The 21,161-nt window shown below is 47.5% G+C and carries 22 protein-coding genes and 1 other annotated feature (1 of these 23 cut by a window edge); of the genes, 18 read left to right on the top strand and 4 right to left on the bottom strand.

The features are described from left to right. Window positions 1–64 precede the first annotated feature (64 nt). The gene (locus MKY75_RS16705; protein WP_340885974.1) at window positions 65–2,326 is read right to left on the bottom strand and encodes an AraC family transcriptional regulator; all 2,262 of its coding nucleotides are present in this window, start codon (window positions 2,324–2,326) and stop codon (window positions 65–67) included. 266 nt (window positions 2,327–2,592) lie between these two features. On the opposite strand from MKY75_RS16705, the gene MKY75_RS16700 reads away from it, so the two are divergent. Both MKY75_RS16700 and map read left to right on the top strand, forming a co-directional pair. After that, window positions 2,593–3,312 carry a TetR/AcrR family transcriptional regulator gene (locus MKY75_RS16700; protein ID WP_340885971.1) on the top strand — a complete coding sequence of 240 codons (720 nt, stop codon included), beginning with the start codon at window positions 2,593–2,595 and terminating at the stop codon, window positions 3,310–3,312. A gap of 26 nt (window positions 3,313–3,338) precedes the next feature. Next, a complete protein-coding gene (gene map / locus MKY75_RS16695) occupies window positions 3,339–4,085 on the top strand; it encodes a type I methionyl aminopeptidase (RefSeq protein WP_029515388.1) in 747 nt (248 codons plus the stop codon). 262 nt (window positions 4,086–4,347) lie between these two features. Here the strand turns inward: map and MKY75_RS16690 are convergent, their stop codons facing one another. Then, entirely contained in the window at window positions 4,348–5,061 is a 714-nt protein-coding gene (locus MKY75_RS16690; protein ID WP_069010443.1) for an expansin EXLX1 family cellulose-binding protein, read from the bottom strand. A gap of 479 nt (window positions 5,062–5,540) precedes the next feature. On the opposite strand from MKY75_RS16690, the gene MKY75_RS16685 reads away from it, so the two are divergent. After that, window positions 5,541–6,257: a metal-dependent hydrolase gene (locus MKY75_RS16685; protein WP_069010445.1), complete on the top strand. Its 717-nt coding sequence runs from the start codon at window positions 5,541–5,543 to the stop codon at window positions 6,255–6,257. 98 nt (window positions 6,258–6,355) lie between these two features. Here the strand turns inward: MKY75_RS16685 and MKY75_RS16680 are convergent, their stop codons facing one another. Beyond that, window positions 6,356–7,435 (bottom strand): M42 family metallopeptidase, encoded by a 1,080-nt coding sequence (locus MKY75_RS16680; RefSeq protein WP_165148939.1) that lies wholly within the window; start codon window positions 7,433–7,435, stop codon window positions 6,356–6,358. Window positions 7,436–7,620: 185 nt separating this feature from the next. Between MKY75_RS16680 and spoVAC the strand changes: the two genes are divergently transcribed. The 15 genes from spoVAC (at window position 7,621) to MKY75_RS16605 (ending at window position 20,449) form a co-directional block, all read left to right on the top strand. Further along, entirely contained in the window at window positions 7,621–8,127 is a 507-nt protein-coding gene (gene spoVAC / locus MKY75_RS16675) for a stage V sporulation protein AC (protein ID WP_165148942.1), read from the top strand. After that, on the top strand, window positions 8,124–9,146 hold the full coding sequence (spoVAD, locus tag MKY75_RS16670; RefSeq protein WP_165148945.1) for a stage V sporulation protein AD: 1,023 nt from the start codon (window positions 8,124–8,126) through the stop codon (window positions 9,144–9,146). Before spoVAC ends, spoVAD begins: the two co-directional genes overlap by 4 nt. Beyond that, on the top strand, window positions 9,143–9,499 hold the full coding sequence (gene spoVAE / locus MKY75_RS16665) for a stage V sporulation protein AE (protein WP_340885969.1): 357 nt from the start codon (window positions 9,143–9,145) through the stop codon (window positions 9,497–9,499). The genes spoVAD and spoVAE overlap by 4 nt, the downstream gene beginning before the upstream one ends. A gap of 214 nt (window positions 9,500–9,713) precedes the next feature. After that, the gene (locus tag MKY75_RS16660; protein ID WP_039272322.1) at window positions 9,714–10,673 is read left to right on the top strand and encodes an AAA family ATPase; all 960 of its coding nucleotides are present in this window, start codon (window positions 9,714–9,716) and stop codon (window positions 10,671–10,673) included. Between the two features lie 3 nt (window positions 10,674–10,676). Continuing rightward, on the top strand, window positions 10,677–11,924 hold the full coding sequence (locus tag MKY75_RS16655; protein WP_318627844.1) for a DUF58 domain-containing protein: 1,248 nt from the start codon (window positions 10,677–10,679) through the stop codon (window positions 11,922–11,924). Next, window positions 11,921–14,131, top strand: coding sequence for a transglutaminase TgpA family protein (locus tag MKY75_RS16650; protein WP_029515380.1), 2,211 nt, complete (start codon window positions 11,921–11,923; stop codon window positions 14,129–14,131). Before MKY75_RS16655 ends, MKY75_RS16650 begins: the two co-directional genes overlap by 4 nt. Before the next feature lie 108 nt (window positions 14,132–14,239). Next, complete coding sequence (locus MKY75_RS16645) at window positions 14,240–14,770, top strand: YqeG family HAD IIIA-type phosphatase (RefSeq protein WP_013311200.1); 531 nt, start codon at window positions 14,240–14,242, stop codon at window positions 14,768–14,770. Further along, window positions 14,763–15,890 (top strand): ribosome biogenesis GTPase YqeH, encoded by a 1,128-nt coding sequence (yqeH, locus tag MKY75_RS16640; protein WP_069010449.1) that lies wholly within the window; start codon window positions 14,763–14,765, stop codon window positions 15,888–15,890. The genes MKY75_RS16645 and yqeH overlap by 8 nt, the downstream gene beginning before the upstream one ends. 110 nt (window positions 15,891–16,000) lie before the next feature. Further along, the gene (gene aroE, locus MKY75_RS16635) at window positions 16,001–16,870 is read left to right on the top strand and encodes a shikimate dehydrogenase (RefSeq protein WP_029515378.1); all 870 of its coding nucleotides are present in this window, start codon (window positions 16,001–16,003) and stop codon (window positions 16,868–16,870) included. A 68-nt stretch (window positions 16,871–16,938) separates the two neighbouring features. Further along, on the top strand, window positions 16,939–17,235 hold the full coding sequence (gene yhbY / locus MKY75_RS16630; protein ID WP_013311197.1) for a ribosome assembly RNA-binding protein YhbY: 297 nt from the start codon (window positions 16,939–16,941) through the stop codon (window positions 17,233–17,235). A 17-nt stretch (window positions 17,236–17,252) separates the two neighbouring features. After that, window positions 17,253–17,843, top strand: coding sequence for a nicotinate-nucleotide adenylyltransferase (nadD, locus tag MKY75_RS16625; RefSeq protein WP_029515377.1), 591 nt, complete (start codon window positions 17,253–17,255; stop codon window positions 17,841–17,843). After that, window positions 17,827–18,423 carry a bis(5'-nucleosyl)-tetraphosphatase (symmetrical) YqeK gene (gene yqeK, locus MKY75_RS16620; RefSeq protein ID WP_029515376.1) on the top strand — a complete coding sequence of 199 codons (597 nt, stop codon included), beginning with the start codon at window positions 17,827–17,829 and terminating at the stop codon, window positions 18,421–18,423. Before nadD ends, yqeK begins: the two co-directional genes overlap by 17 nt. Then, window positions 18,420–18,767: a ribosome silencing factor gene (gene rsfS / locus MKY75_RS16615; RefSeq protein ID WP_013311194.1), complete on the top strand. Its 348-nt coding sequence runs from the start codon at window positions 18,420–18,422 to the stop codon at window positions 18,765–18,767. Before yqeK ends, rsfS begins: the two co-directional genes overlap by 4 nt. Then, the gene (locus tag MKY75_RS16610; protein ID WP_029515375.1) at window positions 18,764–19,672 is read left to right on the top strand and encodes a CvfB family protein; all 909 of its coding nucleotides are present in this window, start codon (window positions 18,764–18,766) and stop codon (window positions 19,670–19,672) included. The genes rsfS and MKY75_RS16610 overlap by 4 nt, the downstream gene beginning before the upstream one ends. A gap of 3 nt (window positions 19,673–19,675) precedes the next feature. After that, window positions 19,676–20,449, top strand: a complete 774-nt coding sequence (locus MKY75_RS16605; RefSeq protein ID WP_029515374.1) for a class I SAM-dependent DNA methyltransferase — start codon at window positions 19,676–19,678, stop codon at window positions 20,447–20,449. Window positions 20,450–20,520: 71 nt separating this feature from the next. Here the strand turns inward: MKY75_RS16605 and MKY75_RS16600 are convergent, their stop codons facing one another. Continuing rightward, a complete protein-coding gene (locus tag MKY75_RS16600; protein ID WP_165148965.1) occupies window positions 20,521–20,910 on the bottom strand; it encodes a tautomerase family protein in 390 nt (129 codons plus the stop codon). 184 nt (window positions 20,911–21,094) lie between these two features. Then, window positions 21,095–21,161, top strand: a binding site (T-box leader) (it continues 191 nt past the right edge of the window).

Here is a 21,161-nt window from a genome sequence, read left to right as displayed (position 1 = left end):
TGTGATAAAGAAGAAAAGCAAGTCTCCAGAAAGTTGGAGGCTTGCTTTTTTGATGTCAGTTTACTTATTGCGCATTTGCTCTAGAACGGCGAAAATCTGTCGGTGTTACGCCCAAGCTACGTTTGAACATGCGATGGAAATAAGAGCTGCTTGCAAATCCGGTTTGTTCTGCTACGTCAGCCACGGACCAGTCGGTCTGTTCCAGTAACTCACAGGCCTTGCGAATACGGAGTTGTTGGATGACGTCCACGATAGTAGACATGGTCTGTTGCTTATATAGCCTGCTGACATAGATCGGCGACATATCCAGCTCTTCCGCAATCTGATTGAGACAAAAATTGGGATCCGTATAGGCCTGCTCCATTCGTTCATTAATTTGTCGCACCAAACGTTCCTGTTTCGTGTTTCGTTTTTCCGATAGACTGGAGCGAATATGATCAAAGACCAATTGATAATGATCAATAAGGTTTTCAGCGGTCTCTAACCGATCTGCGGATGGTAATTCAGGTTTAGATTCTATAGCAAATCCATTGAGCTCACTGATATGCCGAACAGCATTATTCACACTCATGATGAGCCGGGATATCGCCTCTCGAACAGAGGAAAACGGATATTTTTCCATATGCATCAATAATTCTTTGATCATACTGTGTGCATCCTCCGTATGACCAGACAGTAGCATATCCAGCATTTTTTTCTCTTTATCGGCTGGATATACGTAAGTATTTTGGATATCTTCGTCTGTAGTGTTTTGCGCATTAATAATGCAGCCATGTCCCTGAAAAAATCGGTGCATAGATGCGTCTTGTACCTGGCGGTACAGCAAATGTAGCCGTTCTGGTTGACTCGTGATGGCACTGTAAGTCAGTGAAACGCTCAGCTTCAAATATTCAAAGCAAGCTTCGCGTATTTGGCGTAATAAAGTTTCTAGTAGTACAGTGTCTGTATGTTCTGCGGGATCGAGAATGTTAAGCATCAGCAGTACACTGTCCTCATCCATATCAACAGTCTCCACTCGGTACGTCTGTCCGCATATTTCAGAAGCAATGTTCATAATTGCAAACTTATAGGGTAGCAGATCAGGTCCACGTTCGCTTTGCCATCGGGTATATTCATCTATGCGTAGCAGCACAAGGCGGTAGTCTTTGTCGAACTGGAACGTAATCCCAAGCTCGCGCAATCGTTCCGGTTCTTCACTGGCAGGGATATTTTGAATTCCCCGAATCACATTTCTTAAAATGTTTTGCCGGATCGTGTACATACTGTTTCGTTTCTCCGATTCCAGTGAATTCATATGCACAACGATTTGGCCAATAGGCGTATACAGCATTTTGGACAGCAGCCACGAAGCCACGAATCCTGCCAATGCAATGATGGCGGCTATCAGTAACATCGCATTACGAATAACACTCGCCATTTTGATAACGCTTTCATATGGTGTGACACTAATATACTGCCAACCTAGTCCGTCCGGGGAGGTGTAGGAAATGAGTGATCTTTTACCATGAAAGTCTTCTACAAAATAGCCTGTTTCTTGTTTTTTGACTCTCGTATGCAACCATAGCTGCTCTTTTTCGTTCAAAGTTTCGTCTGTCAATGTTGTACCAGACAACAGCCTGCCCTGATCGTCTAAAATATAAGCGGTCCCGCCTGAGATTGGATTCGCCGCCATTTCCTTGTTCATCCAGCCCGCCGACACATTCACAATCACAGCCGAATTTATCGCTTCGTTCGAGTTAATTGCGTCATAACATAAATACGTATAGGCTGCGATATCTGGGCTTGCTTGCTCTACTCCAGCTCTGGAGTCTGAGGCAGTCAGCAGCGGATACGTGCGTGGAATAGGCGTAAAGGGTTTATAGTCCTGATAATGATCCAGTACGCGAATGATATCTGTATCAGCCAGTTCATGTTTGCTGAATAACCCGTTTTGACCTTGTGAAGACGCAATGTAGAAGGTGCCGCTTTTAGGGTTAAACACGTAGATGGATTCGATATACGGCATGGAGTTAAGATAATTGTTCAATTCGGTCATGGCAGCGGTTACATCATATACATTAGGTTTGGGATAATACAACAACTTGGATAGGGTACTGCTGCGATACATTTGGAATGCCAACGATTGAGCGATAGATGTCATGTTAATAACCTCTCTGCTTCTCAATGTCAAGCTGTTGTGATTGGCCTCGAATGCCTGCTCCTTTTCCACACGAATATAGTAAAAATAATACACAGTGGTGGATACCAGCAACGTTAGCGTAATACATAACGTAATGCTGACCAGCAATTTGCTGTGAAGCTTATGATGCTTTTTGAAATTGCTCATTTGAACAGGCCTCCTGTCTGTGTGCACGTAGCTGTAAAGTACACCCTATTTATGTATTCATTATACGTGTGATCTTGTGAACAGGACAGTGAACAAACCGATTCTTTGTGAAAAATAATGATTTTTCGTTAAGCAGCTAACCCGTTGGTCAAGTACCGATTTCTAGGTTGAGCCGGAAATCCTTCAGCTAATCTCTTGTTATTTGCATGCCAATGTTTTATATTGACATAAGAGTAGGTCAAAAATAAAAGAGGTGAACGGACGAGATGAGTCCACGTACGAAGGAACAAAACGAAGAGATTCGACTGCGGCGTCTGGAGCAAATCCGGAAAGCCGCTGCCGATGTATTTTTGAATAAAGGGCCTTTACTGGAAATCCGCGATGTGGCTGCGCAGGCAGGACTCGGCTATGGCACGGTATACCACTATTACAGCAATAAGGGCAATTTGCTCTACGATCTGCTATGGGATGCGTTGGAGCGGGCCGGGGGATGGCTGGAGGCCTCGTTAGAGGCTCCGCTGAAGGTTCCGCCGGAGGTCCCGCACGTTTCGGCTTCGGGGGAGGCGCCGGCGGGCGGGCATTTTGGCTTGGCTGATGCGGCGGACACTGGGAACTTGGCTGTCGCAGAGCTTGGCCCCGTTGCCGCTGCCAGCGTCCGGCTGCTGCAGCTTTGGGCGGAGGACCACGCCCTGTACCTGCTGAATAAGCTGGCCGGTGAGGGCTTTGCCTCGCTACCTGAAGCGCGCTCGGCCCCGCTCTCGGCCGCCTTTCGCCGGGAGGTGCTCGCGCCGTTTGCCGCGCTGCTGGAAACCGGGTGTGTGGCGGGCGGGTCTACCGCTTCCGGCGAAAACGTGACGGAGCCGTCGTATCGGCTACAGCGCGCGGAAATGCTGCTGGCCGCTTTGGTCGGTTGCGCCGCGCTTTCGCTTCGCCGCGGAAAGCTGCACGAGGAGGCCAGGGATATCGTCCGACTTTTAAAATTATAGAATGGATAAGGAGCGAACAAACAAAGATGATTATTTTAAAATCACCTAGGGAAATCGAAGAGATGAAGCCGGCGAGCCAAATCGTTGCGGACTGCTACCGCGAGGTGGCCAAACTGATCGAGCCTGGGATCACCACCCGGGAAATCAATGACTTTGTTGCCAGACACATCACCAAGCTGGGCGGCAAGCAGTTTACGAAAGGGTACAACGGTTTCCCCGCCGAAACCTGCATTTCGGTCAATGATGTGGTGGCTCACGGCATTCCTTCGAACCAGATGCTTATGGACGGCGACTTGCTGAAGCTCGACATCGTCGTGGAATACGGCGGATGGTTCGGCGATTCGTGCTGGTGCTATGCGGTGGGCAATATCCGGCCGGAGGCGCAAAAATTAATGAAGGTGACAAAGGAATGCTTGGATCTGGGGATCGCCCGGGCCCTCCCTGGGGGCCGGCTCGGCGACATAACGTCGGCGATTCAACAGCATGCGGAAGCGAACGGGTTTTCGCTCGTACGCGATCTGCTGGCCCACGGGATCGGACGGAGCCTGCATGAGGAGCCGAGCTACGAGCATATCGGCGTAGCCGGCAAAGGCATTCGGTTAAAGGAAGGCATGGTGTTTACGATTGAACCGATGGTCAACGAAGGTACGTTTCGTATCACGATCGACGACGATCAGTGGACGGCGAGGACGGCCGACGGCAAGTTGTCAGCGCAATATGAGCATACGATCGCAGTCACGCCGGACGGACCGCTGATTTTAACGGCCCAGTAAGAATAAAGGCGAACGGACGGGAATGCGTCATTTCAGGAAATAAGTCGCCAACCCGGCCTGTTTGGCCTGACGAAAGTTCGTAATCCGAAACCACGAAAAAGCGCTGGGCCTACCTGGATCAGCACTTTTTTTGCATGGTTTGAAACTTTTACCGATTTACGGAAAACCGTTTCCCCGGGGAAAATGGCCTAGAAGTAAAACACTCCCATTAGCCTAGGGGATCGATCCTGAAATAACGTAAGCAAAGAGAGGCAGTACTTCATCAGTCTGGAAATTGAACGTTACCTTTAACGATATAGGCTTGGCCTGTGCCATTTTCCGCTAGAGCTGGGATGGTATCGTTGAGCACGGCACCACGAATGTCCGTAATCCTTATTTTCAGAGGCTGTTTTCCTAAGTTGGTACCCAAAAAGTGGTTGTAATCCTGTTTTTCGAGATTGAGCCATTGTCCGTTTTGTTGGACTTCCATCTTCAAGACCGGATATTTATGATTGCGTACTTGAATGGCTGCCCACCATTGGCTGCTGCCTTCTTTAATACGGTAGGAGACATTGCCGCTAACCGGAGCTTTGACAACTTTCCACGAAATATTAATTTTTCCGTCTAATTGATTGCCAATCAGGTTGAACGCGTTCGGGGACAGATCGAGTGCGCCACTTGGACCTTCGGGGTAAAGATCAGTTACATATACGGTTGTTTTCCCTTTGGGACCTTGAACTTCCAAATAGGCTCCAGCTAATGCAGCTTTGATTCCGTTATAATTCAGTTGTGTGCTGTTAAGCGCTGTGATTTTGGCATCCGAAGGGATGGGATCAAGTAGTAATGCCCCTCCAGAGTAACCTGATCCCGTATATGTGGCGTAGCCTGTGTATGTATCATTCCAAGCAGCTGAAGCGGGAAGGGCGAATAATACAAGACTTAACAACGATGTCAGACCGATGGTTTTGAACTTTCGGAACGTCGATTTTTTTCGCATAATCATTTCCTCCTTATTCATTTAATAGATTCATATAGTAAATATAAACACTATATTACCTAATATTTCAAATTGTACAATAGGACTTTGAGGCAAAAAGAAAATATTGAAGATGTTTGTCAACTTACTCATAGGCCATATGTCTTGTTTTTTTGGGAAATGGTTGAACGGTGCTCTTTTTCGCAGAAAGTTTGCAGGGCAGCCGATAATTTCAGGAAGATGTATCCTTATAACACAGGACAGGGCTGACTGGAGAGTAAGGACAGAGGAGGGGATTAATAATAAGGACGAATGTCTTCTATGCACCGCCAGTAAAATACTTTAGAGCGATTAAACTAGGACTTTTGAATGAAGTCTTTTAAATAGAATAAGCGAACTATTGTTCTCCTTTTGTTTGTCGTATACAATCGAATCATGCTGATTCAAATGGAGTGATGTTGAACTCTGCTGTATGCTGCAACGAAAGGATGTTTTGCACCATGATGGGAAGAGCCCATTTGATTATTGGAACCGGGGTCTCCCTGTCGGTATTAGCTCTAAGTGGATACGAAGTGACCCCGGCTGCCGTGGCAGCTGCTGTGGTCGGTTCACTGTTGCCGGATATTGACGAGCCTAACTCCATGCTCGTGAGCCGTGCGCTGCCAACCAAAATGCTTAGACTCATACAGCTTCTAATGATTGGGGCTGCTGGTTGGGTATTTTTCACTCGTTTGGCTCCGCCGCCATGGAATCTTGTTCTGGCTTTGCTGATGATTAGTGCTTCTTTTATGCCTTCACGATCCATGCGCAAGGTTATTATCTTTCTAATTGGTATCGGCCTCGCCTGGTATGGAGAATCATATGCACCGTGGAATTATATCGCTGGGTGTCTGCTGATCATTTGTACGCTAGTCCCACACCGGGGGTTAACTCATACGGTATACGGGACAGTCGCATGGACTGCGCTGCTTTATGGTACAACACGTTTGCACGGTGACAGCATATGGCTGGCTGGAGGTATGGCGTACTTGCTGCATTTACTGGCAGATTCCTTGACGAATAATGGAATTAAACCTTTGCCGCCGTTCAAATGGAAGCTGCGATTTAAATTGATGAGTACCGGAACCCGGAAGGGAGCTAAGGTAGAAAACGTCTGCATTGCTCTAACTGCTGTACTTGTAGTGATTGCTTTGCTTCGTTATAAGCATTTGATTTGAAATGTTCTATCTTTTGTTTCTATTAAATTAAAAAAACAGTCAATGCACGTTGTACGTGTCTTGACTGTTTTTTATAGATAGCGATTCTCTATTACACCTTAAGCTCGTTCAATAATGGTATTCAGCGTTGTACGATCCAGGTTTTGAACCAGCTTGATGATCAGCTCTTTGGCTGCATCATAATCATCAGTGTGAATAATAGACGAGGAAGTATGGATGTATCGTCCACAGATGCCTATGACGGTGGATGGCACGCCAATTCCGCTCAAGTGCACTTGGCCTGCATCGGTTCCCCCTGTGGAGATGAAATATTGATACTTGATTTTGTGAGTTTCCGCCATGTCTTGCACGTATTCCACAATCCCGCGGTGTGTAATCATACCCGGATCAAATACCCGCAGCAGTGCGCCTTTACCGAGGTGTCCGTAAGCATTCGGGTCACCGCCCATATCATTGGCTGCACTGCAATCCAGTGCAAAGAAAATATCGGGCTGAATCAGATTGGCCGCTGTGCGTGCACCACGCAGTCCCACTTCCTCTTGAACAGTGGCCCCCGCATACAATGTATTGGGAAGCTTGTCTTTTTCTTTATGTAACGCTTCAAGCAGTTCAATAGCCAAGCCTACACCGTAGCGGTTATCCCACGCTTTAGCCATGATTTTTTTAGGATTTGTCAGTGGTGTAAAATCACAGATTGGTGCTATGGCTGTTCCTGGTACGATCCCCAGATCTTGCGCTTCTTGTCTGCTGTCTACGCCGATATCCAGATACATATGCTTGATGTCCATAGGTTTGCTGCGTTGCGATTCATCCAGCAAGTGAGGCGAGACAGAGCCAACTACACCGATAACTGGGCCTTTTGGAGTCAATACTTGAAGACGTTGTGACATGATGGCTTGGCTCCACCAGCCTCCAACCGGCTGAAAACGAATCATTCCATTTTCCGTAATACCATTCACGATAAAACCGACTTCATCCAGATGGCCTGCCACCATTACTCGTGGTCCACTTTCTTGACCGCGTAGCACCCCAAAAAGACTCCCCAATCGATCTTGCACGATTTCATCGGTATAACCGGATATCCGTTCCTTAACCCATGCCCGCAACTCACGTTCATGTCCAGGAATGGAAGGAAACTCCGTTAAGGTTTTAAACAATTCCAATGTTTTTGATTCCATGATGTATACCTCACTCCTTATTAATTAACCAGTGGTCGTCATGTATTTAGTATGAATGGATTTGTACGGAATGTCCACGATATCATTTTCCTGACATAACATTTCTCCAAAAAGCTCATAATGAAAAAGACCCAAGCAATTCGAACCGCCAAGCGCGAAAACTTACAGATAAGGGGTGGTGAATGATGCCGGCTAAATCCGGGCAGCGCGGTTTTCGTACCAATACGTCGCCGCTGTCCATAAATGAGAAGGACTATCAGAATATTTCACAAAAGCATGAGCCCTCGAGAAAAGTATTTGCCAATTGTGTGCGCGCTTTTCTGGTTGGAGGCGGGATCTGTGTGATTGGACAGGCGATTCAGGAGGCTTTTATGGCAGGGTTGCACATATCAGCCAAGGAGGCCGCCCCGCCGACCTCATCTATGATGATCTTGCTGGCGGTCATATTAACCTGTATCGGGGTTTACGATAAGGTTGCCCAATGGGCGGGAGCGGGAACTGCTGTGCCAATTACAGGCTTTGCTAACTCCATGTGTTCGGCTGCATTGGAATATCGTTCTGAGGGACTGGTGCTCGGAGTGGGCGCGAATATGTTCAAACTGGCAGGCTCGGTTGTCGTATTCGGGGTGGTGGCTGCATTTATCATAGGCGTTATATATGCCATCCTTGGTGTAGGAGGCAATCACTTATGAGAAGACAGGGAGGACAAACCTGGAAGTTTGAATCGAGACCGCGCATCATTGGAAGTGCCACTGTTGTGGGCCCGGATGAAGGAGAGGGGCCGTTGTCCACAGATTTTGATTATATTTATGACAATATAGAAATCAACGAGAAAACGTGGGAAAAAGCGGAACGTAGATTGATTGAGCACTCTACAGAGCTGGCGCTAATTAATGCCAATTTGAACAAAGAAGAAGTGCAGTTTTTTATTAGTGGTGATCTGATGAATCAGATTGTCAGTAGCTCCTTCTCGGCTAGCAAGCTGGCCATTCCCTATTTGGGTGTTTTTGGAGCATGCTCAACATCCATGGAAAGCTTAGCCTTAGCCGCACTTATTGTGGACTCAGAGGCCGGTGACTACGTGATGGCGGGTACGACTAGCCATAATTGCACTGTGGAAAAACAATTCCGCTATCCTAATGAATACGGATCACAGAAGCCCCCTACGGCTCAGTATACTGTTACCGGCTCCGGCGCCGCAATAGTGGGCCATGCCAAGTCAGGGACAGTGGTGGATTGTGCTACCATTGGACGTGTAATGGACATGGGCATTAAGGACCCCTTTAATATGGGTGGAGCCATGGCTCCCGCGGCTGCGGATACGCTGTTGTCTCATTTTCGAGATACTGGCCGTGACCCTGGTTACTATGATCTCATTGTAACGGGCGATTTAGCCTCAGTAGGGCTACCGATTGCCAAGGAGCTGCTCAAAAAAGATGGGTTCGATATGAATCAGACGGATTTTAATGATTGCGGTTTACTGATTTACGACATTAATAAGCAAAAGAAAGTCATTTCAGGAGGCAGTGGTTGTGGCTGCTCGGCTGTTGTAACCTACGGGCATTTGTTGAAGCGGATCGAAAAAGGAGAGCTACAAAAGGTACTGGTGGTGGCGACTGGGGCGTTATTATCTCCTTTGACTACACAGCAGGGTGAGAGCATTCCTTGTGTTGCACATGCTGTAGCTTTTGAGGCGGGAGGAACAGTATGATATTTCTATGGGCTTTTTTAGTGGGTGGTGCCATTTGTGTCGTGGGCCAATTGATGATGGATGTGTTCAAAATGACGCCGGCACATACGATGAGTACGTTGGTAGTTGCAGGTGCAATTGCTGATGCTATTGGGATATACGATCCGCTTATTAAATTTGCAGGGGCGGGTGCGACCATTCCAATTACCAGTTTTGGTAACTCACTTGTACACGGCGCATTAACCGAATTGGAGAAGGACGGATGGTTGGGTGTCATTACAGGGATTTTTAGTCTGACAAGTGCAGGGATTTCCTCTGCGATTATTTTCTCTTTTCTGGCATGCTTGTTTGTTCGTCCAAAAGGAAGCATATAAAAGCAGCGTACTTTAGATTTGACATCGTAAGATAATAATTGTATACATGTGCCCTTCGGATCTAATGACCGAAGGGTTTTTGATTGTTCTGCACATGAGAGATCGAAAGAAGGATGGAGTTTGAATAATATGGGCAGGGGGTTAAGTGTACTCTGTGCCTACCTTCATGTACAATAATAGGAAACAGGTTGCTATCTAGGAGGTTTACAGAGCTATGCCCGTACGTCAAGAATCTGTGCAGATTGTATCTGCAATCCGTTCTAATCTGGAATCATGTATATTAGGTAAATCCTTTGAAATAAAATTACTGCTTACGGCTATGCTGGCGGGTGGACACATTCTGATCGAGGATGTTCCGGGTACGGGAAAAACGCAAATGATCAAGGCTCTTGCCAAATCCATGCGCGGTGATTACCGCCGTGTTCAATGTAATCCTGATATTCTCCCGAGTGATATTACAGGGGTATCTATATTTCATCCACGGGACGAGCGTTTTTATTTCCGTCCGGGTCCTGTGATGACTAATATTTTGCTGGCGGATGAAATTAACCGAGCGACGACGAAAACCCAGTCAGCTCTGCTGGAGGTTATGGAGGAACGCAGTGTGACGGTGGATGGGGACACTCATATGTTGCCTCATCCTTTTATGTTGTGTGCGACACAAAACCCGATTGATTTTGAAGGCACTTATATGCTGCCGGAAGCACAGTTAGATCGTTTTATGCTCAAAATCAGCTTGGGTTATCCTGATATGGAGACGGAGCGAAACATGCTGCTCCATCATCAGGCAGGCCAGCCAGCAGATCGTCTGGAGGCTGTAGCTCATATGGAGCAGATTGCTGACATCCAGCAGGAAATTAGAGGGATTTATATGGACAAAGCAGTGACGTCCTATTTACTTGATATCGTACGTGCGACAAGAGAACATCCATCCGTGCTGCTGGGAGCTAGCCCCCGGGCGGCGCTTGCTTTTGTAATGGCTGCGAAGGCATACGCTTTTCTGGACAACCGTGACTATGTGCTGCCTGATGATGTGAAGGCGCTGGCACCTTATGTGCTAACGCATCGTTTGTTGCTGCGTCCCGAGGCGCGCCTGGATAGTTCCAATGCCCAGTCCGTGCTGGAGGCTGTCCTTCGGCAGGTACATGTACCCGTACGAATGGAGCGTCCTTAGGTAATGAATATGGTCAAAAGGAAGCGCAGGCTTCCCCGGCTGTCAGGCCGCATCTGGCTTCTGATGGTCATATGGGTGGTGTGCCTGCTATATTTGTTGTTTCAGGGCGGCAAGACGTCGGTCATGCTGTTGTCTATGGTTACGCTGTTAATCGTTTATTTATGGATCGTTGGTCTGAGCGGAGTTCGCCGTGTGCAAGGCTCCCGGCAGCTTTCGCAAGGCTCGGATTTTGGAGAACTGCTGCATGCAGGAGATCAGGTGCATGTAAAGCTGAGCCTCAGCATTCCTGGATTTCTTCCGTTACCCTATGTCATTGTCCGTGAGGTCCTTAAGCGACATACAGGTGAGTCCTGGTCGTTTGAGGATAGTGTCATTCCCAGTCTAAAAGGGGGCGGTAAGCTTACATTTCAGACTCCCGCTTTAGAGCGAGGAAGCTATCACTTTGAGGAAACGGAATGTGTGAGTGAGGACATCTTCGGTCTGTTAGAGCACAAAGGCAGCTTGAACGCACGCGGTGAATTTCGGGTTCTGCCCCGAACGGTATTCATTCCGTATTGGCAGATGAATGACCGTCGCTCAAGGATGTCTGGACCGCAGACCGTTCAAACTCGTACGCGGCGTGAAACGACACAAATTAACGGTGTACGGGATTATGTATATGGAGATCGGTTTTCGCGCATCCACTGGAATGCGACGGCGCGTACAGGTAGCTGGAAATCCAAGGAATTTGAGCATGAGACCGTTCCTAAAACGATGCTTGTGCTGGACGTACACATGAAGCATTATGTGAACGCCGAACAGTTTGAGCTAGCTGTATCCTCTACCGCTTCATTGCTGGAATATGGTGGACGGGAGCGAATGGGGGTTGGATTGTGCACAGCTGGAGAGAAAGGCACCGTCTTTCAACCAAGTGAGCAGACAATGGAACGACAACGAATGATGCATCACTTGGTAGACATACACACCACTTCACAAGGTAGCTTGAAATCCGCTGTAGAAAGCAGTGTGCGCCAGTTTCCGCAAGGCTGTTATTTTATACTGATTAGTCCGCTGAAGGATTATCAGGCGATGGAGCTTCTTCGCTGGGCCGATACCCGGGGGATGACTCCGTGCCACGTTTATATCGGAGAAGGTTCTGCTGAGGGAGAAGTTGAAGAATGGATGAGCATGCTTCGTGCAAGGGGAATTAAGGGCTACGATGTTGAGAGCCTTGAAGAGCTCCCGGCTGTAATGGGGGGAGGGACACTATGAAGAGCTGGTTACAATCGTTAAAGGGTTCCTGGGTCCCCGCTTTTACATTTTTATGGATTATTATTATTGCCATGCAATGGGTTTCTTTTGCTTCCGAATTATGGTTGGAAGAGACAAGAGCACTCGTACTAATGACCATTACAATGCTGGCTCTGGTGAAGATTGTACTACCAGTTCGTCCCTGGATTGAATTTATTGTTAAGGCGGCGGCGCTGTTTTTTATTTTGTATCGGACATTGGTGTCTTATTCAATCATTATCCCCTTCGGAGGGGTAGCCAATCGCCTGGACCAGTTTATTTCCAATATGTCACCTTATATTTGGTTTTCCCTCATTGCTTGGCTAGTTATTGAAATGGTGCCGCTCATCGTTACAACGAAGCAGCGGATTCTTGTTTTTGTGGGTATTAACATTGCCGCGCTGGCAGTACTTGATTCCTTCACGCCAACTGTGCTGTGGGAGGAGGTTGCTTGGATCGTCTTTGCTGGTATGGGTTGGCTGGTGACACAGCATCTGCAGTATTTTCGGCAGCATTATCCTCAAGGATGGAAGCATATTCGGCGCTATCCATATAAAATAGCAGCCAATATTGCGGTCATTTTTGCGCTCATTATTATGGCTGGTGTCAATATGCCCGAGGTACAGCCCGCTTTGACGGATCCCTATACAGCGTGGACCCAGAGAAATAGCTCAACTACCGCCGGGATCAACAATGGATCTGGGGCACTGGATCAGCGGATGAACACTGCATCGGGTTATAGTCGCCAGGATAATCGGTTGGGGGGAGGTTTTAATTTTGACTATTCTCCTGTCATGACCATCACGACCACTCAACGAAGCTATTGGCGGGGGGAAACGAAACGAACCTATTCCGGTACAGGCTGGAGTGACAAGGGCAACGATGATCAAACGTTAAATGATGTTCCAATGACCGCAGAGCTTGAAAACACACAAGAAACGCGGCATTCGACTGAGCAGGTCGTTCAGACCATTACGATGCAAAACGACCAAAGCTATCCTGTTCTATTTGGCGCTTATTCGGTGCAGCGTGTTCAATCGGTGGACAGAGATTCACGGGCAGACGGGTTACGTTGGAAGCCGGAACAGGCGGAACTGCTTTGGAATCCATCCTCCCGAAGAACTGCTTATCCTAAAACGTATACTCTGGTATCGCATGTCCCTGTGATCCCTGAGAAAGAGCTACGCACAAAAACTTTTAATGAGTTGTACGGAAAAAACAAACAGGAAGCCTATCTACAAATTCCAGATGAGTTGCCACAGCGGGTTCGTGATTTGGCTCAGAACGTAACGTCAACGGCGAAAACGCCATATGAAAAAGTCGGATTACTACAGCAGTATTTGCAGCAAAATTATGCATATACGAACAATCCGGATCTCTCACGGAAAAGAAGCAGAGATTTTGTGGATGCCTTTCTGTTTGAGATTCGGGAGGGCTATTGCGATTATTATTCCACCTCATTAGTCATGATGGCTCGCTCCGTTGGGGTTCCGGCCCGTTGGGTTAAAGGGTATGCACCTGGTCAGCAGACGTTTTCAGATGATGCAACAACGGGTGAAGGTGACGAAAATATGTCCTCTTACTCCGTGACAAATGCGGATGCTCATTCCTGGGCGGAAGTATATTTAGGTGAATACGGTTGGGTTCCTGTAGAAGCAACGCCTGGCTTTGATATGCCGCTGCTTACGGAACAGGAGGATTCAAAGACTCCAGAAGCCCCAGAGGTTAAAGATCAGTCTGAACCGGAACAGCCTGAGCAGACCCCGCAGACTAATCCGGAGGAAGCTTCAAAGATTCATCCTGTAATTATAGGTTCTGCTGCTGCAATTCTGCTGTTGTGGGCTGCTTATGTCGTCTGGCGTAATCGGGCAGACCTTCACTTTTACCTGCTGCGTTTACGCAGAGGTAAGCCGTTGACTCCGGATGAAAAGGTGGTCGTCGAAACTGAGCACTGGTTAAGGTACATGCGAAGAAGGGGATTTGTCCGCGCCAGTCACGAAACACTGAGGGAATCAGTTGATAGATGGTCGCTAGAAGTACCGGAACAGGCTTCAATTTTACATCAGCTGCTTGGACGATTTGAACAGGCGCGTTATAGTCCCTCATCCGTAACCGCAGAAGATTGGCATATGGTTCGCAAGCAAGCCTCTCTGTTACACAAAGAAGGCTGGATAAAACGTCTATTTTAATCTTTAGCTATATATTTAGTGAAAAAGCTGTCCGTTTGTTGCGGATAGCTTTTTACTAAGCCATAGTAATATGGTATAGTTTGTCGTATGAAACTGAGGTGACCGACGTTGTTTGAAATGCTGATGCCCAAATTACGGGTGAATACCGTCTTTGATATTGATCTTGAAGGCTTATATGCTCAAGGATATCGCGGCATTATTACGGATCTGGATAACACGCTGGTCGGCGCAAAAGCGCCGAATGCAACTCCCGAGCTGGTGGCCTGGTTTGAGAAGGTCAAACAGGCGGGTTTTAAGCTTGTCATCGTGTCTAACAACAATATGGACCGTGTATCCGTGTTTGCTACGCCTTTGGACATTGAATTTATACATGCCGCACGGAAGCCCTCCAACTCGTCTTTTCGTAGAGCCATCCGTATGATGGGGCTGACTCCGGAAGAAACTATTATGGTCGGAGACCAAATGTTGACGGACGTATTGGGAGGTAACCGACTGGGGTTGCATACGGTGTTGGTGCTACCGATATCCATTCATGATGAAGGAGTCATGACTCGATTTAATCGGCGGTTGGAGCGAATCGCGCTCACAAGGTTACGTAAGAAAGGCTTATGGCTTGAGGAGGAAAAGAAGAATGACTGAAAGACCTGACGGCGGCACTGCCGTCAAATGTAGTGGTTGCGGTATAACCGTGCAGACCACTAGCCCGGAGCTTCCGGGATTTATTCCTGAAAAATTGCTTACTCGCGAACCTGTCATCTGTCAGCGTTGTTTCCGAATCAAAAACTATAATGAGACGTCTTCAGTGACGGTGGATCAAGATGAGTTTTTGAAGCTGCTCAGCCAGATTGGCGACAAGGATGCACTCGTTATCCACATTGTAGATATTTTTGATTTTGAAGGCAGCTTGATTTCCGGTCTGCAACGCTTTGTAGGCTCTAATCCGGTTATACTGGCTGTAAACAAGACCGATTTGCTGCCTAAGGTAACGAATTGGAACAAGATACGTAACTGGGTACAAAAGCAAGCGAAGGAGCAAGGGCTTCGCACGGAAGAAATCGTACTGTGCTCAGCTAAAAAAAATCAGGGCTTTGACCGTCTTTTGGATGTGGTATCTGAGCTCCGTGGTAACCGCGATGTATATGTGGTTGGAGCGACAAATGTGGGTAAATCCACGCTCATTAACCGTTTGATTCGTGATTATAGCGACATGGAGCAGGAGCTCACAACGTCCCGTTACCCGGGAACTACACTCGATATGGTGAATATTCCGCTCGACGACGGCAAGCACATTATTGATACTCCGGGTATTGTATACCCTTGGCGATTCAGTGAGATCGTCTCCCGTCAGGACTTGAGCGCTATTATGCCGGACAAGCCGCTGAAGCCTGCTGCGTATCAGCTTGATGCCGGACAAACATTGTTTTTCGGCGGTATGGCCCGATTTGATTTTGTCGACGGTCAGCACCAATCTTTTACCTGCTACATTAACGGTGGTCTTAAGATACATCGCACGAAGCTGGAGCGAGCTGATCAGTTGTTCGCTGATCATGCCGGGGAATTGTTATCTCCGCCAACACGCGATCAATTGGCAGAGATGCCGGAATGGACAAGACATGAGTTCCGCGTGCCACGAAAGTCTCCATCGGACATCTATATTTCCGGCTTGGGATGGATCAGGGTAAATAGCGAGAACGGAGCTCTGGTTGCGATTCATGCTCCTCGGGGAGTCCGTGTGCTTTTGCGGCCTGCGTTGATATAACGTTGCTGTAACCATGTTATAGGGCGGCAAGGAACAGGTACTGTACTGGTTCCTGCCGCCATTCATGTATTTGTGCGGCCTAATATTTTGCAATATGGGGGAGAGCGACGATGAACAGCGGGGAGTCTGAAGCGACTGAACAAGGTCTTGTACTATTGGGCGTATTGGGTGATCCAATCAAGCACTCCAAATCGCCTCTTATGCATAAAATAGCTTTGCAGGCAGCGGCGATTGAAGGAGATTTTGTACCTCTTCATGTAAAACCGGATCAGCTGGAAGATGCCATGAAGGGGATTCGCGCTTTGCATTTCCGCGGAGTCAATGTGACGATTCCCCATAAAGTCGAGGTTATGAAATATCTGGATGAGATTGATGAAGGTGCCAGACTCATTGGCGCTGTCAATACGATAGTAAATGATAATGGACGGCTTAAGGGGTATAACACGGACGGAATTGGCTACGTACGTTCCCTCAAAGAAGAGACTTCTGTTGAGTTGAAGGGAGCAAGAATTGCTGTGCTTGGAGCCGGAGGGGCTGCTCGTGGCGTGATTCATGCTCTGTTGGAGGAGCAGCCGGAATCGGTCATTATTTTGAACCGAACACGTGACAAAGCTGAGCAACTGGCATTAGAGTGGACGACGGAAGCGATCCCAGTGAGGGGTTATTCCAACGAGGATGCCAAGAGCGTGCTCGCCACAGTGAATGTGTTGATTAACACAACCTCGGTGGGAATGTCTCCTTTATCGGATGAACTTCCACTGGAAACGAGCTTGATTCCGGAGGGAATCATTGTGAGTGATTTGATCTACAACCCGTTGGAAACGAGACTTTTACAGGAAAGCCGTGAACAGCGCGGCTGCACTGTACATGGGGGCTTGGGCATGTTCGTGTACCAGGGGGCTGTGGCTTTTGAGTACTTTACAGGGGTTGTCCCTGCTGTAGAGCAAATGAGAGCGGCTGTGCTGAGTAGCCTGTCGTAAGTAAGAGGGTACATTAAAATTATGGAAATGCTGCATTGCATATGTGGCGACGAAGGGGTTAAATATACATGTTAACAGGTAAACAAAAAAGATATCTGCGCTCAATGGCGCATCATTTGGACCCGGTTTTTCAAGTAGGCAAAAACGGTACGAATGAGCATCTTATGCGTCACATCAACGATGCGATTGAAAAGCGTGAGCTGATGAAAGTACAAATTTTGAACAACTGTTTGGACGACAAGCATGAAATTGCGGAAGAACTGGCCGCGGAAACAGGTTCTGAGCTTGTACAGATCATCGGGAGCACTATTATTTTGTACAAAGAATCCCGTGATCATAAGGAAATTGAGTTGCCTAGAGGATAACATGCGGGGAGAAAATTATGAAAATCGGTATTATGGGTGGTACATTTGACCCGATTCATATTGGACATCTGCTGGCTGGAGAAGCGGCAAGAGATGCCTATGGACTAGATCAAGTATGGTTTATGCCTTCTCATATTCCTCCGCACAAGCATCAGGCGGGGGCGAGCGGTAAAGAGCGTCTGGAGATGACGAGTGAAGCGGTGGCGGGTCATCCTGCTTTTGAAGTGCTGGATATTGAAGTGCTTCGCGGGGGAGTATCCTATACCATTGACACGATCAAGGAGCTTCAGGAGTTGCATTCTGCTGTGGATTTTTATTTTATTATTGGTGCGGATATGGTGAACTACTTGCCTCATTGGCAGGGAATTGAGGAACTGGCGCAGCGAATTTGTTTTATTGGTGTTCGGCGACCAGGATTCCAGCTTGCAATGGATGAGTTGCCACATTATTTGCAGGACAAGGTACTGTTGGCAGATATGCCAGTGGTGGACATTTCGTCCACGGATATTCGAGAGCGTGCTGCGGAAGGGCGCACTATCCGTTATCTTGTGCCTGATCGAGTGCATGACTATATTACAAGGGGCGGTTTGTATGAAGTACAGCCGTGAGCAATTAATGGAAGCCGTATCTGGTCAAATGCCTGAAAAACGCTGGAAGCACACACTAGGTGTTATGCATACCTCAGTGGAGCTTGCGAAGCGTTATGGAGTAGATCCGGATAAGGCCGAACTGGCGGCTATTTTGCATGATGTAGCGAAATATTGGCCTGTTCAGCAGATGGAAGAGGTGATTCGCAGTCATCCCGAATGTGATCAGGAGCTTTTGGAACATGACAAGCAGCTCTGGCATTCAGAGGTAGGATACTGCGTTGCAGCAAGAGATTACGGAGTGGATGATTCTGAAATAAGGAATGCGATCCGCTGGCATACGTCAGGACGCGTAGGTATGAGCCTGCTGGACAAAGTCGTGTGTCTCGCTGATTACATCGAACCGGGACGGGATTTTCCCGGGGTTGAGCATATCCGTAAACAGGCAAAGAAAAGTTTGGAGCAGGGCCTTGTCGCTGGATTTGACTCCACAATTTCATTGTTGCTGGAGAAGAAAAAGGTTATTTTTCCACTGACAGTCTTGTCGCGCAATGACTTGATTCAACAACTAAAACAGAGAAAAACGGAGGTTCATGAATGACCCTAACTAATGAGCAATTAATGCAAACAGCGGTTGATGCCGCAAATGATAAAAAAGCAATGAATATTGTCGCACTGGATTTGCGGGGAATATCACTAGTAGCTGATTATTTTGTCATCTGCCACGGTAATTCGGATACACAGGTACAGGCGATTGCAACAGAAATTCGCAAACGCGCTCATGATGAAGGTGTAACTATCAAAGGAATCGAAGGGATGGATTCCGCCCGTTGGGTTCTAATGGATTTGGGGGATGTCGTAGTGCATGTCTTCCATCGCGACGAGCGCGAATATTACAACATTGAACGACTCTGGTCGGATGCTAAGGTTGTGGAAAAGGTATGAGTTTGATCGCCGGTACTTATGTCACCATTATGGTGGATCGTGAGGTATCTCCTTTCGGCTACTTTCTCACTGTTGGTGAGCAGGATGTGCTGCTGCACTATACGGAGCTGACACGTGAAATTGAAGTTGGTGAACGGTTGGAGGTATTTATTTTTCACGATACAGAGGACCGTTTGGCCGCAACCATGAAAAAGCCGTTCTTGTCGTTGGGCGAAATGGCTAAGCTTGAGGTGGCCGATGTGCATCCGCGTTTGGGTTGTTTCCTGGAGATGGGATTGGGTCGTCAGCTTTTGCTGCCGATTCGTGAGTTGCCAGAAAACCGAGATTTGCATCCTCGGGTGGGCGACTACGTGTATGCCATTATGGAGCATGACAAGCAAGGCAGATTGCGGGCTAAGCTGGCAGGGGAACAGGAACTGGCTCCGTTGTGCTTCCACGCCCCTGATTCGTGGCTGAATACGTGGGTGCAGGCGACTGTGTACAAGCCGCTTCAAATGGGCACATTCGTTCTGGTGGACGGAGGTGTGCTTGGTTTTGGCGCGATTGGGATGATTCACTCCTCAGAACGCAACCGGATGCTTCGCTTGGGCGAAGAGGTTAAGGTACGGGTCACGCTTGTTCGCGAAGACGGTCGGGTCAATCTGGCAATGTCGCCACGCAAGGAAGTGGGCCGTGATGAGGATGCGGATCGATTGATTGCTTTTCTGAAAGAGCGTCCGGGCGGCGGTATGCCTTACTCCGACGCAACACCGCCGGATATTATCAAGCAACGGTTTGGTATTAGTAAATCCGCCTTCAAGCGTGCGATGGGCAAGCTGATGAAGGAAGGAATGGTTACACAAAAGGAAAACTGGACCTACCTGGTGGAGAAAATGCCGAAACCGAAGGACGGGAATGGGGAATAAAAAATGGCTTCTTACCGGAAGTTTGCCTATGTGTATGATGAGCTGATGCAGGACATGCCGTACCCGGACTGGTTGCGCTTTGCACGGCAGGCTTGGGATCAGTACGGGATGCCGCATACAGTGGCCGAGCTGGGCTGCGGAACGGGTTCAATTACGATTCCCCTGGTTAACTCAGGGTTCGAAGTGGCTGGAATCGACTTATCCTCTGACATGCTGGCAGTAGCCCGTCGCAAAATGGAAACCACTCCACAGGGACAGCGATTGTTTCGTGAGGGAAGCGTTCGCTGGATACAGCAGGATATGAGAGAATGGATTTTACCCGAGCCTGTGGATTCTGTAATTTCTTTTTGCGATTGTCTGAATTACTTGTTGGAGGAAGAAGATATCATTTCTACTTTTCGCAGAACGCATGTTGGTCTGAAGCCTGGCGGAACCTTTTTGTTCGATGTGCATCATCCCCAGACGTTTTTACGTTATGATGAAGAGCAGCCTTTCGTACTGGACGAACGCTCTATCTCATATATCTGGACATGTGCGTTGGACACTCCCCGTTGTGAAATTGAGCATCATCTTAGTATCTTTGCGAAAGCAGAACATGAAGGACGCGATCTATACCAGCGTTTCGAGGAAATACATGTACAACGTGCCTATGACCCAGACTGGATGAAGGCAGAATTGTCCAAAGCGGGTTTTCGCGATGTGAAGGTATATGCGGATTTTGAATGGGTAGAAGCAGAAGATGACGCGGCGAGACTGTTTTATGTTGCTGTAAAATAGCAAAGATTCATTGAACGAATATGGGAAAAAAAGACGCTTTTCATGATGACATGAAGGGCGTCTTTTTGCACTTATATATTCACTTTATAGTTCAACTGAAGCTCATCACCCGGTACACCTCGAATGCCCCAGTTCTGTTTGGGTGTTTCAAATATAGTAATCTCAAGATCCTGTGGAGAAATACCCAAAAGATCGTTAATTCTTTGGAATAACAGGCTAATGAGTTGCTTCTTAGCTTCTATCGTTCTGCCTTCAAAGATACTGATTTCAATAATGGTGTACGCCTCAGAGCGACCATCGGCATATATAAAATCTTCCTGATCCATAGGAAAAAAACGATGAAACCTCTTGTCAGGAGGATATTTGAGCGCATCCATCACAGCAGAATGAATCACCTCTGAAAGTTGCTTTTTGATTGGATTTAGAGTCTCTTTTATTCCGTAAATTTTAATCTGTGCCATTTCTCAGCTCACCTTTCTTATCTCAACTCATCTCAATTTGAAGCGATTTAACTCGGAATTATTATAAAACATTCGTATGCATGTGTCATGAACAATTAGTATGGAGAGGGCTCTTAACACCAAAGGTAGTCCTTATTTGACTTTTTTCGCGGTTTTCAATATAATAGTGCCATTATTAACGGTTAAACAATCGCTGATGAGGAATAGTAGCTTTGTCTGGACATGTAGAGAGCCGGCGGGTGGTGCAAGCC

Source organism: Paenibacillus sp. FSL L8-0663, from assembly GCF_038008125.1.
GTDB classification, from domain to species: domain Bacteria; phylum Bacillota; class Bacilli; order Paenibacillales; family Paenibacillaceae; genus Paenibacillus; species Paenibacillus polymyxa_D.
The sequence above is the reverse complement of the archived record's forward strand: the minus strand, read 5'-3'. Positions and strand labels throughout refer to the sequence as shown.